This window comes from Legionella moravica DSM 19234 (assembly GCF_000423305.1).
GTDB classification, from domain to species: domain Bacteria; phylum Pseudomonadota; class Gammaproteobacteria; order Legionellales; family Legionellaceae; genus Legionella; species Legionella moravica.
In genome coordinates, this window is sequence record NZ_KE384004.1 from 76,255 (window position 1) to 91,153 (window position 14,899).

A 14,899-nucleotide genomic window follows, 5' to 3' on the forward strand; every position below is an offset into this window, starting at 1 on the left:
TAATAGAAAAATATAGAAATATCAAGCAATAGCATCCTGCGTAATAAGTTGTTGTCTTAAATTTAAGAGAGAAGAACAGAAAGTTATGCTAGTATTTGATTTTTTATAATTTCTTTAGATATAGATTTTTCGAGAAAATGCTTCATCCAGTATAATTTTTGTAAAGTGGCAAGATCTTTTTCTTTCTCTATTTCTTTTCTTATAAAGGATTCGCACATAATTTCAGTCTGAATAATCTCAGATTGCTTGGTATTTGATCGATTACTGAGTGGATTGGATTTATGGAAACCCAACCAATTAAAATAATGAGTCCCATCAATTTCATCTTGCTCAATGTGGCAGTTTGTATAAATATCCTTCTTGCTCCAACCATAGGGAGAACCTTTGATAAATAGGTCTAACTGTTGTTTGAAAGACGGAGTTAATATAATACGTGGGTACAGTGCCACTTTTTCGTATCTTACTGCCTCAATTAATGGTTCGCCGGCAACCACACTTTCCGTTTGATACATATCCCCACATGCTATTGCACCTCTCATATACATCCCGTTCAAGAAAGCACGATATGAAAAAAAACTAAGCGCATGAAGAAATGCAATCAATGGTCTATAAAATAAATCCGGTTTATCGTGGTTAGTAATAGTTGGTATTGACGTTACAATATTGTCTGAAAAGCAAACTGCAGCAGCTCGTATTTGTCGCTCCCCAGTGTCTAGTAATTTATCAAAATGCTCGCCGTTATGGGATGTGAATTCAGATAGTAATTTCAAACACATTTGCGTTTTTTTTGGAAAAAGGTTGCTAAATCCCAAAATATCAACAAATCCCACAAAAGATTTTTTTAACTCGAACTCTTGAGACTCTGGATATAATTTTTGTTCCTTAGTCATTAATTAACATCCTCTTATATTTTGCACTACTGTCCCAACAATTTCGACTTCAACGTCATCATTTACTTTAATGTTTGGCCAGTTATCATTTAAAGTCAGTAACTCAAACTCTGTTGAAGTGTAGGATAATTTCTTATACTGACAAATAATTAATTCCATTTTGCAGCCAATTTTAACAGCTACATAATCTCCAGGATTAGTTGATTTTTCTAGGTCAATAACCAACACGTCATTAACTCTAATTTCAGGCATCATACTGTCATCAATAATTTTCAAGGCAAATGCTTTTGGGCTCAGTTCGGGTAGTAATACAGTACTTACAGAAATAAACACATTATCATCGAATGCCTCTGAACCAGCATCCAATTTAGCCTCACAAGCCTGGCGATAATCCAAAAGCGGAATTAACCGACTTGGATTTTTCGCTTTCTTGACCTGCAGCTCATCCGACAAACACATCAAATAAGCAGGCGAAACATCCAACGACTGCGCCAACGATTTAATCTCTTCCGGCCCCGGAGTACGCACACCCTGTTCCCAATTTGTCAGGCGCGTTTGTTTCAACCCCCCGGCAAGCTCGCCAAGAGCCTTTAACGTCAAGCCTTTAGCCTTCCGTGCTTCAAGAATACGTTTGCCAATTTCCTTTTTGATATTCAGCTCAGTCAAATTTACCCCTAAAAATTGAGAATTAACTATTGCAATATCACTTTACGTGATATAGATTAGCTTATAAATTCACATTTCGTGAATAATAATCTTTTATTTTTATAAAGATATCACATTATGGAAATAAAAACGAGGATGAGTAGGGATATTACCCATGATGGATTTTGTGATTAATGGTGATGAGTTAGAGGCAATGTGTGGCTTACCCCATATCCAGCAACTGACTTATTTCAGAGGGATACGACCTTATATGGACGTTAAAACCGGAATAGTTGGAACCAAAAGGCGCATCAGTCATCAGTCTATTTCTGAGCAGCTTTATGTTGAGCCGCATCAAGGCATAAAAAGCCAGAGCTTTTCGCGTGATCAAGTCCGGCGTGCCGTTTCAGGATTGGTTCGTGCTGGCTTAATCGAAGTACAATCCGAAGGGATGCATTTAATTTTAAAATGTCTTTTAGCTTCACTGCATTACTCTGTCCAAAATAAAGCCGCCATAAACCCGCCACAAAAAACCACCATAAAGCCACCTGTTACAGATCAATTAAACACTGGCTTTTCTGAGGTTGAAGGTGAAAAAGGCGACATAGTGAACCCATCAAAAGCCGCCATACCTCTATATAAAGATAATTATTATATTTATTTATTAGCGCAATTCGAACAATTTTGGTCGTTGTATCCCGAGAAGAAATCCAAGAGCAATGCTCAAGCTGCCTTTGAGCAGCTAAATCCTGATACCGAACTTTTTCAGCAACTGATGCATGCATTACAGCAGCAACTTCAACACAGAAATCAACTTAAAGCACAAGGCACATGGGTGCCACCTTGGAAATATCCAGCCAATTGGTTAAGCAAACGCAGTTGGGAGGATGAATTATTTAAGGACGCATTACAGGAGAAACCTCATGCAAAGCATGAAAAAAATACTAGGACAAATAACACCGGAGCAGACTTATTCTGCCCGCCCTGTGATGAAGAAGAATCAAGAGCAGACAATGTCATCTCATTCCAGCGATACCAGTAAGGAACAAAAACGGATTGATTTATTGTTCTCAAAATTTGCGGCCTTCTATGGGCATATTTGGCGAAGCCAATTTAAGGATGAACAATTTTTTAAGTTTGCTAAGAAAGAATGGCATGAGGGCTTAACCGGGTTTACTGATGCAGTAGTGGATGAAGCCATTATTGGTTGCAGGGAGCACTATGAAATGCCCCCATCATTACCGCAGCTGATTAGCTACTGCAAACAAATTAAAAAGCGGAAGGAGTGTCGAATAGTTCCTGTTGATACCCGAGCGCAGGAAGACATAGTCAACAAGAACGTCAAACGCTGTATGGAACTTTTAGCCTAAAAAAGGAGATCAACATGTTGGTATTAACCAGAAAGGCAGGACAGCAGATTTTTATGGATAAAGGTCGCATTCAGATGAAGGTCATTAAAGTGGTGGATGATGTCATTAGCATTGGTATTGATGCCCCACTCCACATTGATATAGCCCGAGAAGAAGTCTTTTCTCAAAATCTAGCGCAAGAAAAATTAGCTTCTTTAACTAGGAGTACCCGATGAATAAACTCCAAAAGGTGCAAAACAAGGTATCGCTAGCATATTGGGGAATGATTTGCGTGCTTCTTCCCGCAACAAGCCATGCAAAGAGCATTGAAAGCATTATCGATAGAACCGTCCGCTATTTGCAAGGAGGACTTGCTCGCTCTGTCGGAGTACTGTGCATCATCATTGCAGGTTACTTATGTTTGTATCGACAAAAGTTTCCCAAAGAATACTTCTCCATGATTCTTGTGGGGCTAGGCATCATTTTTGGTGGTTCTACCTTGTACAACACCTTTATTGGTTAGGAGGTGCGCATGAACACTCTAAAAAGCAGCCCTCTTTTTAATGCCTTAACAAGACCTGCTATGACGCTAGGTGTGACCTTTGAATACCACATTATGAACCTGATGGTTTCGATGTGTGCCTTCATAGGTCTATCGCCACTCTACGGTCTTGTTTTTATACCGCTGTACGTTTTTGGCTGGTTGGTGTGTCGCTATGACATTCATTTTTTTACGATTTGTGCCAAATGCTATTTATTGCCTCATGCCCCTAATAAAACTCTTTGGAAGGTGCGCGCTTATGAACCGTTTTAAGATAGTAAAGCCCGTAACACTTGAAGCTAAGGTTTCAGATAATTTTCCTATAACGCATTTAAATTCACCCAGTATTTTTGAATCTCAATCCGGTTTAATTGGCTCGGTATTACGGGTAGAGGGTATTTCTTTTGAGGTGGCAGAGCCAGAAGTATTAAATCACCAACTCTTTTTACTGCACCAAGCGCTAGTCGGTTTGGACTCACGGTTTATCGTCTATGTCACAACCCACCGGCATAAAGCATCCCGTGTACTCATAGGTGACTTTAAATCCGAGTTTGCTCAAGTACTCAATCAACACTACCACCAACGCTTTGCCCATAACAAAGCCTATGAAAATACCTTGTACTTAACCATAGTATTGAAAGGCGATGATTCGAGTAAAACAGGCTCTTGGATTGAATGGCTCAAAGGCATTGGTCAGGTGAGTGCGGAGATTAAACACTTCCAACGAGAAAAAAATAATGCCACCCTCAATAATGCAGTAAGTCAATTACAAGCTAATTTATCCTCATTTGGTGCTTACCGTTTAGGTGATAAGGATAATAAAAAAGGATTTAGCGAACTATTAGAGTTCTTAAGTTTGGTAGTCAATGCAGGTCAATCTCTACCCTATCCGCAACCACAGTGTAACCCACCCATAGCCAATACCATTCCCAGTATTTTTAAGAAAGAAACGCACTATCCAGAAGGTCATCTGGGACAGTATTTAAGCCGTTACCAATTACTGTTTGGTGAATACGTCCAATTTCAAGGTAATACCCTAAATGAGTGTACCTTTGGCGCGCTATTATCCTTAAAGAAATACCCAACCGATACGGTGAGCATTTTATTAGATAATTTACTGTCTCTAGATTGTGAATTTATTTCCACTCATACCTTTGCCCCAATTGGGCGAGATAGTGCCTTAGATAAAATTACAAAAAAGCGTTCCAAGTTAATTAATGCAGAAGACAAAGCACTGAGCCAAATGCATGCTCTGACTGAATTAGAGGATGGTATTGCCAGTGAAACAGTATTATTAGGCGCTCATCATCACACCTTAATGCTTCTTGCATCCAATAAAGAGCAATTAGACGAGTTGATACTGGAAGCAACCAAGCGCTATGCCAGCAGTGGCATTGTGGTGGTAAAAGAAACCCTAGGACAAGAACCCGCCTTTTGGAGCCAAATTCCCTGTAACCCTCATTTTATTGCCCGAGCATCGCTCATTACCTCCGAAAACTTTGCAGACTTTTGTTCGCTTCACAACACTCAATCTGGGTATTCCCATGACAACTTTTTAGGCAGTGCAATCACCCTGTTCGAATCTCCCTCCAAGACACCGATATATTTTAATTATCATACAAGAGGTTCACGTACCAACCCATCTAAAGGCCATGCAGCAGTATTCGGGGGCAATAATGCAGGAAAAACAACATTAGTTAATTTTTTAGATGCGCAAATGGGACGTTTTGGTGGCCGTAGCTTTTTTCTGGATAGAGATGAATCCTCTAAGATTTACATTTTAGCCTCAGGTAATAGTCGTTACATTAAAATCGCGCCATCTAATCCTGTCGCGATGAACCCATTGCAGCTACCTGATACGCCGGAAAATCGTTCTTTTTTAAAGTCATGGTTTGCCACCCTGCTCTTGGAAGAGCATGAACAAATGATTCCGAGTCACATTGGGGAAACGATTAATGAGTGCATTGACTATGCGTATGAGCAATTAGCTCCCGAATACAGAACATTAAGCATTGTCAGTCAATACTTACCTATTGATTTCTCGCGATGGTCACACCTTAAGCGTTGGCTGAAACAAGACACCACACGAATTGATGGGGAGTATCACTGGTTATTTGATAATGAATCCGATGCATTAAATCTTGAGTTTGATAAAGTGGGCTTTGATGTCACCTTCCTCATGGACAGCACCCCGCACTTAATTGCAACACCAGTATATCTTTATTTATTACATAGAATGCGCCAATGCCTTGATGGACGGCTCACATCGTTTGTACTAGCCGAAGCATGGCAGTTACTTTCCTCTTCTTTTTGGGAGAAAACGCTGCGTGAGTGGTTGCCCACTATTCGTAAAAAGAACGGACATTTTATTTTCGATACCCAATCGCCACAAAGCATTATCAACTCACCTATTCGGCATATCGTATTAGATAACTTGGCAACCTTGATTGTGTTTCCGAATCCTCGTGCAGAAAAAGAAACCTACATGGATGCGTTAAAACTGACAGAATCAGAATTTGAAGTAATCAAAGAAAGCACGCCAGAGTCCCGACTCTTTCTTTACAAGCAAGAACACGAGTCCATGTTATGTCGTCTTGATTTAAGCGAATTAAGTGACTTCATTCGAGTGCTTTCCGGGAACACCCGTTCGGTAGCCTTACTTGATGAGTTAATGAAAAAGTTAGGCTCAGAACCTCAAGCATGGTTGCCCGCTTTTTTTGAACGGAGTGCCTTATGAATAAAAAAGCCCTCTTATTCTCAATGCTCTTAGTATTATCACCGATAAGCCACGCCGATTTATTAGGAGTGGAAGATGCACAAATGATTGCGCTGTCATTAAAGCAACTCAACGAACTGCAAGAGCAATACCGCATCTTGCGCGATACCTATCAAAGTGCTCAAGCCCAAGTGGAGAACTTAAACCAATTAAAGTCCATGAATTCAGGACATTATGGTTTTGGTGATCTTAATAATGGCTTAGACAGCTTACAAAGTTGGCAATCGCCTGTCAGCACGTGGCAGGATGCATTACAAAATCTGTCAGGCGGTAACTCTTCTCGCTATAAAGAATTGGTTGCAGCTTATGAAAAAAACCACCCTGGTCTAGATGAAGCCAGCTTTAAAGCCAATACTTCGCCTGCACAAGCCACTCGTTTTAAGGAAGATAAAGCGGTCAACCGTGCAGTGCTCGTGCAAACCACAGAAAGCTACAACGAAATCAATAAACACATGGAAGCACTTCATAAGCTGTCCAAACAGATTGAGCACTCATCAAATACTAAAGGTGCCATTGATTTAAATTCCCGACTGCTCACTGAAATCGGTTTTATTCAGCTGACGAGTTTACGTCTGCAAGCCTTAATGAGCCAACAAGCAGCACAAGACAGTTTGGCCGATCTACAAGACAGAGCAGAGATCGCACGCTTTAACAAATTACCGAAAAAATAAGGAGTACATGATGACCATGAAATGGATGTTCAGTGTATTACTGTTAGTTCTGCTAACTGGCTGTTCGTCAACACCACCTGATTTAGATGCGCCCTGCACTCAATTTGGGCGTTATTGTCCGCAATATCCGATTAATGAAGTATTGATACAGGAGGGTAAATAATGAAGAGTTTACTAAAAATCAGCGCGGGGCTACTGGGAGTTCTTACTTTATGTGCTTGCCATCATAAAAATCCATTAACGACACATACAAGGCAGGACACGCTTAGGTTTCTTCTGAATGCGTCAGCGAATGCAGAAAAACGGCTTCATATTCCGATACAAAAAGACTCGTATGGCTATGCTTATTTGGAGTGCATGGATGGTAAAAACAGCCCTGAGTTATCCTGCAATACCCTGTATCAGGAGATGGTTTCTTTTGCTAAAGAACAGCGTACAGGCTTTGAACATTTAAGTGTCAAGGATGTTAGTGATTCGAGTGTATTTGCATCGCTCGCTGAGGATTATGCCGAATATGCGGCCACTCATGAACCACACCTCCTAAGCGAGAACCAATCATGAGTACCACAACGTACAACAACTTCATCATTCAATTAGCCAGTGAATTGGATGCAATCACCCATAAATTTGTTTTTGATGGCTATAGTGCAGTGTCGTCTACACTGCAAGCCCCTTTAGCCTCGATGATTGTGCTCTACATCGTCCTCAAAGGATATGCCATAGCACGAGGCCTCATTGAGCAGCCCCAGAACGAACTGCTTCGTTTCAGCATTCGAGTGGGATTAATTTACCTATTCGCTATGAATTGGGATTTTTTTTCATCTCATGTTTGCGATTTATTCATTGGTGGCAGTGAAACGATTGCAACGAAACTGATGCTTGCCCTACATAAACACGGCTTAGGCAACTCCATAAATCAAGGATTACAAAATGTCTTAGATGAAATATCGATGTTGGGTTGTGATTTATTTGAAGCAGGCTCTTTAAGGAAGCTCACACCCTACTTTGCCGGAATGATGGTGTTTCTATCAGGAAGCTTAACGGTTGGTTTGGCCTTTATTGAAATTATTATTGCAAAACTCATGTTGGCTGTTCTTTTGTGTACCGCGCCATTATTTATTGTATTCACTCTCTTTGAACAAACCAAATCCTTTTTTGAACGCTGGCTTGGAGTACTGGCTGGTTTTTCATTTGTGCTTATCCTTGTGTCCAGTGTGGTTGGCCTGTGCATTCATTTACTGCATTGGGTCACCTCATCGTTTACAAGTAATGATAATCCGGTAACCGCAGCTATTTGGATACCTATTTTTATTGTGGCCTGCCTGTGTGTGATGGGTATTCTTCAAGCGGTCAATATAGGCAAAAGTATTGGCGGTTCAGTCTGTACTTCCTCTGGTGCCGCGATGGTCGGAGGATTTATCGCCGGTAGTTTAAGTACAGGTCGCCTTGCCCAAAAATGCATGAGTAAAGCAGGTAAAGGATTAGGCTCAAGTGCTTCCTCACTTGTTCACGGCGGGCAGCATACAAAAAATGCGGCTACTCATTTGTTCAAACAACTCCATAAAAACTTAAGAAGAGGTGCTTCATGAACCAACACCCATCATTAACACGCTATTTTAACCATGCAAGAACCTGGGCTGATGACACGTTCGGACGGATAGAGCAATCGCGTAAGCGTTATCAAGTCGCTTTTTTAGTTTCGATGGGCTTGAATGTCATGGCACTCCTTGCCGTTGCCGTATTGTCTCAGTACCAAACTTTAATACCGCTGTTAGTACACCATTATGATAATGGTGTGCTCACAGTGGATGCGGTAGCCAACAAACACACGCCGGTGAATGAAGACCAAGTTCGTAGCGACATTGCACGCTATATCCAAAACCGTGAGTCTTTTGATGCCTCCAGTTATCGTGCGCAATTTGAATTAATTCATTTACTGTCTAATAACCCGGTTACGAAGGAATACGTCACGGAGCATGAAGCATCGAATAAATCCTCGCCGATTCATGTCTTAGGCAATCAGATGAAGCGTGAAGTGAAAATCTACAGTATTAATTTTCTGGATTCACTGTTAGCCAATGAAGAAGACTTACACAAAGACCACCATGCTTTAGCAGAAGTGGTATTTAGTCTCGTGGATACCGACAAGATGAGCGGCAAATCCACCTCAACACATTACAACGCCATGATTTCATGGCACTACACCGCCCCACCCACATCGCCCGAAGCACGTTGGCAAAATTGGGATGGTTTTGAAGTAACCCGTTACAGCAAACAACTAAGAGCCACGGAGACTCATGCATGAATAAATTATTAATTAGTCTCGCCTGTTTTATTCCTTTAACAGGCCTTTACGCACAAAACAACCCCAAGGCCATGCCTCAGGATATGCGTATCAAACAAGTAGTTTATCGTGATAATGATGTAGTACCCGTTCATGGAGTTCCCTTCACAACCACCCAAATTCAATTTGCGGAAAAAGAAGAGGTGCTAGACATTGAGGGAGGTGATACCACCGCATGGATGGTCACTCATCACTCCGAACTAGGCAACATCGTGTTTATAAAGCCCACTTCATTTGATTCCAATACCAATATGACGGTGATTACTAATAAGCATGCCTATTACTTTCATTTAAAGAGCAGTAAACAGGTAGAGCCAACACGTGAACAACAAACCTATGCCTTAAAGTTCGTTTATCCTGAAACTAAACCCCGCCCTACGATAAATACACACAGAGAAGCCCCACCACTACAACCCAAAGTAGTGAATGCAGCCTATCGCTTTAGTGGCAGTCCGCAGCTAGTACCCAAACACGTGTTTGATGATGGTCAGTTTACTTATTTTGAACTCACCAACAATGGTTCAGTTCCTGCAATTTTTGCAGTAGACAATGCCAATGGAAAAGAATCCACTGTTAATACCCGCCGCGAAGGCAAATACATCGTAGTTCATCGTTTAGCCCCACAATTTACTCTTCGTCAAGGACGGCTCACGACCTCCGTATTTAATACTCAAGAAATTAATCGAATTGCTGCAAACAGGAGACCTCAATGACATCAGAAAACCAAACGCCTGAGGGTGTAGGCAATAGAATTAAAGTGGCTAAAAAAGACAGTCATATGAAGTGGAAAGACCGTATTCTATGGATTGGTATGATTGCCCTGTGCGCTGCAATTGCTGTAAGTGGCTTTTTGCCCAAGTCCCATAGCTCACAGACTTTAGAGGAACGGGAACAACAAAACTCAGCCTATGCTCTAAACCAAAATCTTGAATTAATCGCTTCATTAAAAGAACAAAACAAATCGCAAAGCGGCTATCAAGGTGGTAATCCCAATTATCCACCCAAATTACGAAGTGCTAATCAAAATTCAGTGTCCAAAGAAACATTAGCACGGATGAATGCACCATCCACCTTTTTTAATACCAATGGCACGGAGTCCTCAACCAGTACATCAAAAAGTACCAAAGAACAAAACAGCACCTTAACCGGACACGATGCAAACTCGCAGTTTTTAAATCAGCAAAGTGATATCACTACCGTATTCGCAAAGCGTTTGCCGCATCCCAACTGGACAGTACCTGCCGGAGAATTTATCCCTGCAAATTTGGAAACAGCCATCAACGCCGAATTAGCGGGTATGGTCAAAGCCATCACGACCCAAAATATTTACTCCTTATCAGGGCATCGTTTACTGCTTCCCAAAGGCTCGTCAGTAATTGGGCAATTTAATACCGCCATTACTCAAGGCCAACGCCGTATTTTTATCGTCTGGAATCAAATCCAACTAACTGATGGGGTTAAAGTTACTTTAAACAGCCCGGGAAGTGATGCCATAGGTCGTTCAGGCGTTGCAGCAGATTATATTGATCGCCATTTCTTTGAGCGCTTTGGTAGTGGTGCTTTGCTTTCCGTCTTAGGTGCCTTTTCTGCAACAGGTGGCGTTAACGGACAAGACGAATACAACTCAATGTCGCAATATCGAATGAATGTTGCAGGCTCCTTCCAACAAGCAGCGAATCAAACACTACAGCAAGACATGCAACAAAATACCACCTTACAAACCAATCAAGGGGCTGAGATTAAAATCTTTGTTGCCCATGATTTGGATTTTTACCGTGTTGCAGGAGCGCATTAATATGAATTCACTTAAAGCACAGTGTTCGCCCGGATCAACCGGGCTTTTAGCTCCTCTTTATGAGTTCTTAGTGGATACGCAGGTTTCTGAAGTATTAGTGAATAAACCCCAAGAGGTGTATGTAGAACGGGCTGGAATTTTAGAGCAGTTTGATATGCCTGTTCTTACCACCTCATACCTCCGCCGATTGTTTGCACTGATTGCCAATGAAAACAAACAAACGTTATCGGAAAACTCCCCTATTCTCTCAGGAAACTTACAAGACGGTTCACGCGTGCAATTAGTCATTCCACCAGCATCTCTTTATGAAACTCTCTCCATTAGGAGATTTACTTTAAAGCGGGTACGGTTTAGTGAATACAACGAGCAAGGCTTTTTCTCCTATGCGCAAGCAGTGAATTTAGACGAGTCCACTCAGACAAGTGAAACGACTTACCTTCGCGAGTTGTATGATGCTAAAAATTGGCATGCGTTTATTCGTGAAGCCATTATTCATAAAAAGAACATCATCATTTCAGGTGGCACTTCGTCAGGAAAAACAACATTTCTAAACAGTTGTTTAAGCGAAATCCCGCTGAATGAGCGGCTTATTACCCTTGAAGATACCTATGAAATAGACAGCCCTCACCCAAATCAAGTACGACTCAAAGCATTAAAACAAACAGGAGACACAGCATCCCGCCTGAATATGCAGGATTTAATACAAGCCACCCTAAGGCTGAGACCCGATCGCATCATCATGGGAGAAATCAGAGGCAAAGAGATTTTTGATTTTGTTTCCGCATGCTCTACTGGACATAGTGGTTCAATAGCCACCATTCATGCGAATAATCCCAAAGTGGCCTTTATGCGCATGGCACAACTGTATAAATTAAATCAGGTTGCAGGAATGACTGAAGCAGACATCTATTCAGTATTACATGAAGCAATCGACATTGTAGTGCAACTCCAAAAAACAGTTTCCGGTAGGCGTTTAGTGGAGGTGTATTATAAACATGCCTAATCAAAAAGTAATTTCCCTTCTAAGTATAATACTGATTCTACAGATGACTGCTCAAATCGCTTTGTTACTTACAGGAATAACAGATTTTGCCACGCCGTTGGTGATTCCTGAATTAATCCATCATGGTTTTTTAAGTGAACTAGGCATGGCCATCACTATCACCATCTTAATAACCCTGTGCTGTATAGGGTATTTTAGCAAGGGGCTATATCGATATTTAGCATCTATTGGTTCTATTAGCTTAGTGATTGGTACCGGGTTGTTTGTACTAGGATACGGCCTATTTGGCTGGCTTTATCTTAATGAACTGCAACCCTTATCGGGATTGATGGATTTAGCTTGGCAACGCCACCAAGAAAATAAACTCTGGTTGGATTTTTTAAAAACTGAGGGCTGCGTATTTCTTGGTGGTTTCATTGTGCTAATTCTTTATTTATTTAATCGATTCAGACCGGAAAAGAAAGTGCTCGGCAATGCTCACTTTGCCAATGGCATTGAAGTCAATAAAGCTTCGTTTTTTAAGCATGAAGAGCAAAGCATCATTATTGGTAAAAAATACGGATCACCGCTGTATTCCAATGGTTTTGAGCATGTCTTGGTTTTTGCACCAACAGGCAGTGGTAAAACACGCAGTATTGGTATACCTAATCTCTTTAATTATCCTTATTCAGTAGTCTGCAATGATGTGAAACTTACCTTATTTCAAGCAACGTCAGGCTATCGAGAGCAAGTGTTAGGCCAGCAATGCTATTGCTGGGCACCTGCTCATGAAACACGAATAACCCATGCTTATAATCCTTTGTCCTTAATTTCCAGCGATAGAGTCCAGCGCCTCACTGACATTCAACGAATAGCGCATATTTTAATTCCTGATAATAAGAAAGCGGATCCCATTTGGCAGCAAGCCTCACGAAAACTGTTTAAAGTAACCGTGTTATATTTGCTCGATACGCCAGAACGCCCCACTACCTTAGGTGAAATTAACCGTCTAATCAAACAAGCTGAATTTGATAATTGGCTCGCGGCACAATTGGAAGAAACTGAGCATCTTGATCCTGAATTTTACCGCAATGGCTATTCGTATCTAAATAACCATGAAAAAACCAGAAGTTCTATTTTGGAAACCTTTTCTGGTTATTTTGAGTTATTTGACGACCCAACCATTGATGCGGCCACAGCACATTCTGATTTTGATTTACGTCAATTAAGACGTGAAAAAATAACTATTTATATAGGCTTTACCGATGATGACATGGAACGGCTTTCCCCACTATTAACACTTTTTTGGCAGCAACTTATTTCAGTCATGATAAAAAACATCCCCGATCCGGTGAAAGAACCTTATCCCTTGTTGTGCCTTATCGATGAATTCTCATCTTTAGGCCGCATAGAAAGGCTAAGACGCTCGCTCAAATTATTACGGGAATACCGCGTTCGCTGCGTGCTCATCATGCAATACATTGCCCAAACCTATGAACAATATTCCCAGGATGAGGCCAAAGCCTTTACCAACATTAAAACAAAAATAGCCTTCGCCACTGAGGACATCAACGATGCGGAATATGTCAGTAAGTTGTTAGGCACACGAACGGTAAAAGTATCTGCAGGAGCAACCAGCACTCAAAACCAAGGGTATTCGGAGTCTAAAAGCTATAACTATCAGGCCATCCCTTTATTACGACCCGATGAAGTCATGCGATTACCTGAGGATCAAACTTTGATTATGCGAACAGGACATGCGCCAGTAAAAGCTAAGCAAATGATATGGTATCTGGATCCTAAGATGAAACATTTCCCTTGTGGCAGTTCGGAAGTACCCACCCAAACTGTTCAGCATTACCCATTTATTCATCGTTCGTCTGATAAATCATTGATAACAGACGAACTAGAAATATAAAACAATAAAGGAGGAATACCAAGCTAAAGCAAAACTATAAACTCATGGATACCCTTTAGAGAAATTATGGATCTATTCGAATGAATTAATGAGAGAGTCATAATGAACAATTTAAAAATTATTAGTGCGACTGGTCTTTTCGTCATGTCATGTGCAGCTAATGCAAATGACAAGGAAATTTGGGCTCATATTGAGGCTTTATATAGTAAAATTAGCACCCTTCAATCTCAAGTAAATTCCATACCAGCAGGTGCTCCAGGGCCAATGGGTCCCATAGGACCCAAAGGTGAACAAGGCCCTGCTGGAACATATAAAGCAGGCGAAGGAATTGAGATTAGCAACGGCGAAATTAAAACGACTCTGACCCATCATATAGGCGAAAAATACAACGGAGGAATAGTATTTTGGGTGGATGAAACAGGACAGCATGGTTTAATCGCTTCCAAAACCGATCTTAATAACAATGAAGGGATACAATGGCGCAATGGTGAGAGTGGTAATAAAGTAACGAATGCGAGAGCAGATGGATTTTATTCTGGTGAATCAAATACCAGGTTAATCATTGCCCAACAAACGATTGATAACCAATCAGGCAGTTTTGCTGCTTTGCTGGCAGCAAATTACCGAGTGTTGCCTGATGGAATTACACCTTGTCCGGCAGGTTCATCTCTGTCAGAGCCATGTTATGGAGGATGGTATTTGCCCTCGGCCTCTGAGTTAGCTTTGTTATATCATAATCTACATGTTCAGGGCATTACTTCGTTTGCTCCTGATTATTATTGGAGTTCAACTGAGGCAAGTGTTAGTGATGCATGGTTGCAGAATTTTTCAACAGGTGAGTTTTTGAATAGTGGTAAATCAAGTACCTTAGGTCATGTAAGGGCTGTTAGTCGATTTTAACTTCAAACATTAACTACTCATTTATCTATGGGTAGTTAACCTATTGAGCTAGTTAACTCATAATCCGTTAATCTTATGTTCAAATCCA

General features: G+C 41.0%; 18 protein-coding genes. 16 read left to right on the top strand and 2 right to left on the bottom strand.

The window, feature by feature from the left end:
• Nucleotides 1-83 precede the first annotated feature (83 nt).
• Nucleotides 84-890 (bottom strand): hypothetical protein, encoded by an 807-nt coding sequence (locus tag G543_RS0115915; protein ID WP_028385406.1) that lies wholly within the window; start codon nt 888-890, stop codon nt 84-86.
• A gap of 3 nt (nt 891-893) precedes the next feature.
• On the bottom strand, nt 894-1,556 hold the full coding sequence (locus tag G543_RS0115920) for a LexA family protein (RefSeq protein WP_115343437.1): 663 nt from the start codon (nt 1,554-1,556) through the stop codon (nt 894-896).
• A gap of 154 nt (nt 1,557-1,710) precedes the next feature.
• On the opposite strand from G543_RS0115920, the gene G543_RS0115925 reads away from it, so the two are divergent.
• From G543_RS0115925 to G543_RS0116000, 16 genes are all read left to right on the top strand, one after another.
• A complete protein-coding gene (locus tag G543_RS0115925; RefSeq protein ID WP_028385408.1) occupies nt 1,711-2,577 on the top strand; it encodes a hypothetical protein in 867 nt (288 codons plus the stop codon).
• Nucleotides 2,549-2,905: a hypothetical protein gene (locus tag G543_RS0115930; RefSeq protein ID WP_028385409.1), complete on the top strand. Its 357-nt coding sequence runs from the start codon at nt 2,549-2,551 to the stop codon at nt 2,903-2,905. The genes G543_RS0115925 and G543_RS0115930 overlap by 29 nt, the downstream gene beginning before the upstream one ends.
• A gap of 14 nt (nt 2,906-2,919) precedes the next feature.
• Nucleotides 2,920-3,120, top strand: coding sequence for a carbon storage regulator (locus tag G543_RS0115935; RefSeq protein WP_028385410.1), 201 nt, complete (start codon nt 2,920-2,922; stop codon nt 3,118-3,120).
• The gene (locus G543_RS0115940) at nt 3,117-3,407 is read left to right on the top strand and encodes a TrbC/VirB2 family protein (RefSeq protein ID WP_028385411.1); all 291 of its coding nucleotides are present in this window, start codon (nt 3,117-3,119) and stop codon (nt 3,405-3,407) included. Before G543_RS0115935 ends, G543_RS0115940 begins: the two co-directional genes overlap by 4 nt.
• A 9-nt stretch (nt 3,408-3,416) precedes the next feature.
• On the top strand, nt 3,417-3,698 hold the full coding sequence (locus tag G543_RS0115945) for a VirB3 family type IV secretion system protein (RefSeq protein WP_028385412.1): 282 nt from the start codon (nt 3,417-3,419) through the stop codon (nt 3,696-3,698).
• Nucleotides 3,685-6,162: a VirB4 family type IV secretion/conjugal transfer ATPase gene (locus G543_RS0115950; protein WP_028385413.1), complete on the top strand. Its 2,478-nt coding sequence runs from the start codon at nt 3,685-3,687 to the stop codon at nt 6,160-6,162. The genes G543_RS0115945 and G543_RS0115950 overlap by 14 nt, the downstream gene beginning before the upstream one ends.
• Complete coding sequence (locus tag G543_RS0115955; RefSeq protein ID WP_028385414.1) at nt 6,159-6,872, top strand: type IV secretion system protein; 714 nt, start codon at nt 6,159-6,161, stop codon at nt 6,870-6,872. Before G543_RS0115950 ends, G543_RS0115955 begins: the two co-directional genes overlap by 4 nt.
• A 7-nt stretch (nt 6,873-6,879) precedes the next feature.
• Nucleotides 6,880-7,035, top strand: coding sequence for a T4SS-associated protein LvhB7 (gene lvhB7 / locus G543_RS19065; protein WP_155824942.1), 156 nt, complete (start codon nt 6,880-6,882; stop codon nt 7,033-7,035).
• Nucleotides 7,035-7,433: a T4SS-associated protein LvrD gene (lvrD, locus tag G543_RS0115965; protein ID WP_028385415.1), complete on the top strand. Its 399-nt coding sequence runs from the start codon at nt 7,035-7,037 to the stop codon at nt 7,431-7,433. The genes lvhB7 and lvrD overlap by 1 nt, the downstream gene beginning before the upstream one ends.
• Entirely contained in the window at nt 7,430-8,461 is a 1,032-nt protein-coding gene (locus tag G543_RS0115970; RefSeq protein ID WP_028385416.1) for a TrbL/VirB6 family protein, read from the top strand. Before lvrD ends, G543_RS0115970 begins: the two co-directional genes overlap by 4 nt.
• Nucleotides 8,458-9,177, top strand: a complete 720-nt coding sequence (locus tag G543_RS0115975) for a VirB8 family type IV secretion system protein (protein ID WP_028385417.1) — start codon at nt 8,458-8,460, stop codon at nt 9,175-9,177. The genes G543_RS0115970 and G543_RS0115975 overlap by 4 nt, the downstream gene beginning before the upstream one ends.
• Nucleotides 9,174-9,929, top strand: coding sequence for a P-type conjugative transfer protein VirB9 (gene virB9 / locus G543_RS0115980; protein ID WP_028385418.1), 756 nt, complete (start codon nt 9,174-9,176; stop codon nt 9,927-9,929). The genes G543_RS0115975 and virB9 overlap by 4 nt, the downstream gene beginning before the upstream one ends.
• Nucleotides 9,926-11,011: a TraB/TrbI/VirB10 family type IV secretion system protein gene (locus G543_RS0115985; protein ID WP_028385419.1), complete on the top strand. Its 1,086-nt coding sequence runs from the start codon at nt 9,926-9,928 to the stop codon at nt 11,009-11,011. The genes virB9 and G543_RS0115985 overlap by 4 nt, the downstream gene beginning before the upstream one ends.
• Nucleotide 11,012: 1 nt before the next feature.
• A complete protein-coding gene (gene virB11, locus G543_RS0115990) occupies nt 11,013-12,014 on the top strand; it encodes a P-type DNA transfer ATPase VirB11 (RefSeq protein ID WP_028385420.1) in 1,002 nt (333 codons plus the stop codon).
• A gap of 43 nt (nt 12,015-12,057) precedes the next feature.
• Nucleotides 12,058-13,911: a type IV secretory system conjugative DNA transfer family protein gene (locus G543_RS0115995; RefSeq protein WP_238584716.1), complete on the top strand. Its 1,854-nt coding sequence runs from the start codon at nt 12,058-12,060 to the stop codon at nt 13,909-13,911.
• Between the two features lie 102 nt (nt 13,912-14,013).
• Complete coding sequence (locus G543_RS0116000) at nt 14,014-14,811, top strand: DUF1566 domain-containing protein (RefSeq protein WP_028385422.1); 798 nt, start codon at nt 14,014-14,016, stop codon at nt 14,809-14,811.
• Nucleotides 14,812-14,899 lie beyond the last annotated feature (88 nt).

Excerpts from the sequence above, each read along its gene's own strand:
- lvhB7 (WP_155824942.1), top strand. The coding sequence starts at position 6,880 with ATGATGACCATGAAATGGATGTTCAGTGTATTACTGTTAGTTCTGCTA.
- virB11 (WP_028385420.1), top strand. The coding sequence starts at position 11,013 with ATGAATTCACTTAAAGCACAGTGTTCGCCCGGATCAACCGGGCTTTTA.
- G543_RS0115995 (WP_238584716.1), top strand. The coding sequence starts at position 12,058 with ATGACTGCTCAAATCGCTTTGTTACTTACAGGAATAACAGATTTTGCC.
- G543_RS0116000 (WP_028385422.1), top strand. The coding sequence starts at position 14,014 with ATGAACAATTTAAAAATTATTAGTGCGACTGGTCTTTTCGTCATGTCA.
- G543_RS0115945 (WP_028385412.1), top strand. The coding sequence starts at position 3,417 with ATGAACACTCTAAAAAGCAGCCCTCTTTTTAATGCCTTAACAAGACCT.
- lvrD (WP_028385415.1), top strand. The coding sequence starts at position 7,035 with ATGAAGAGTTTACTAAAAATCAGCGCGGGGCTACTGGGAGTTCTTACT.
- G543_RS0115985 (WP_028385419.1), top strand. The coding sequence starts at position 9,926 with ATGACATCAGAAAACCAAACGCCTGAGGGTGTAGGCAATAGAATTAAA.
- G543_RS0115925 (WP_028385408.1), top strand. The coding sequence starts at position 1,711 with ATGATGGATTTTGTGATTAATGGTGATGAGTTAGAGGCAATGTGTGGC.
- G543_RS0115975 (WP_028385417.1), top strand. The coding sequence starts at position 8,458 with ATGAACCAACACCCATCATTAACACGCTATTTTAACCATGCAAGAACC.
- G543_RS0115940 (WP_028385411.1), top strand. The coding sequence starts at position 3,117 with ATGAATAAACTCCAAAAGGTGCAAAACAAGGTATCGCTAGCATATTGG.
- G543_RS0115955 (WP_028385414.1), top strand. The coding sequence starts at position 6,159 with ATGAATAAAAAAGCCCTCTTATTCTCAATGCTCTTAGTATTATCACCG.
- virB9 (WP_028385418.1), top strand. The coding sequence starts at position 9,174 with ATGAATAAATTATTAATTAGTCTCGCCTGTTTTATTCCTTTAACAGGC.
- G543_RS0115935 (WP_028385410.1), top strand. The coding sequence starts at position 2,920 with ATGTTGGTATTAACCAGAAAGGCAGGACAGCAGATTTTTATGGATAAA.
- G543_RS0115950 (WP_028385413.1), top strand. The coding sequence starts at position 3,685 with ATGAACCGTTTTAAGATAGTAAAGCCCGTAACACTTGAAGCTAAGGTT.
- G543_RS0115915 (WP_028385406.1), bottom strand. The coding sequence starts at position 890 with ATGACTAAGGAACAAAAATTATATCCAGAGTCTCAAGAGTTCGAGTTA.
- G543_RS0115970 (WP_028385416.1), top strand. The coding sequence starts at position 7,430 with ATGAGTACCACAACGTACAACAACTTCATCATTCAATTAGCCAGTGAA.
- G543_RS0115930 (WP_028385409.1), top strand. The coding sequence starts at position 2,549 with ATGTCATCTCATTCCAGCGATACCAGTAAGGAACAAAAACGGATTGAT.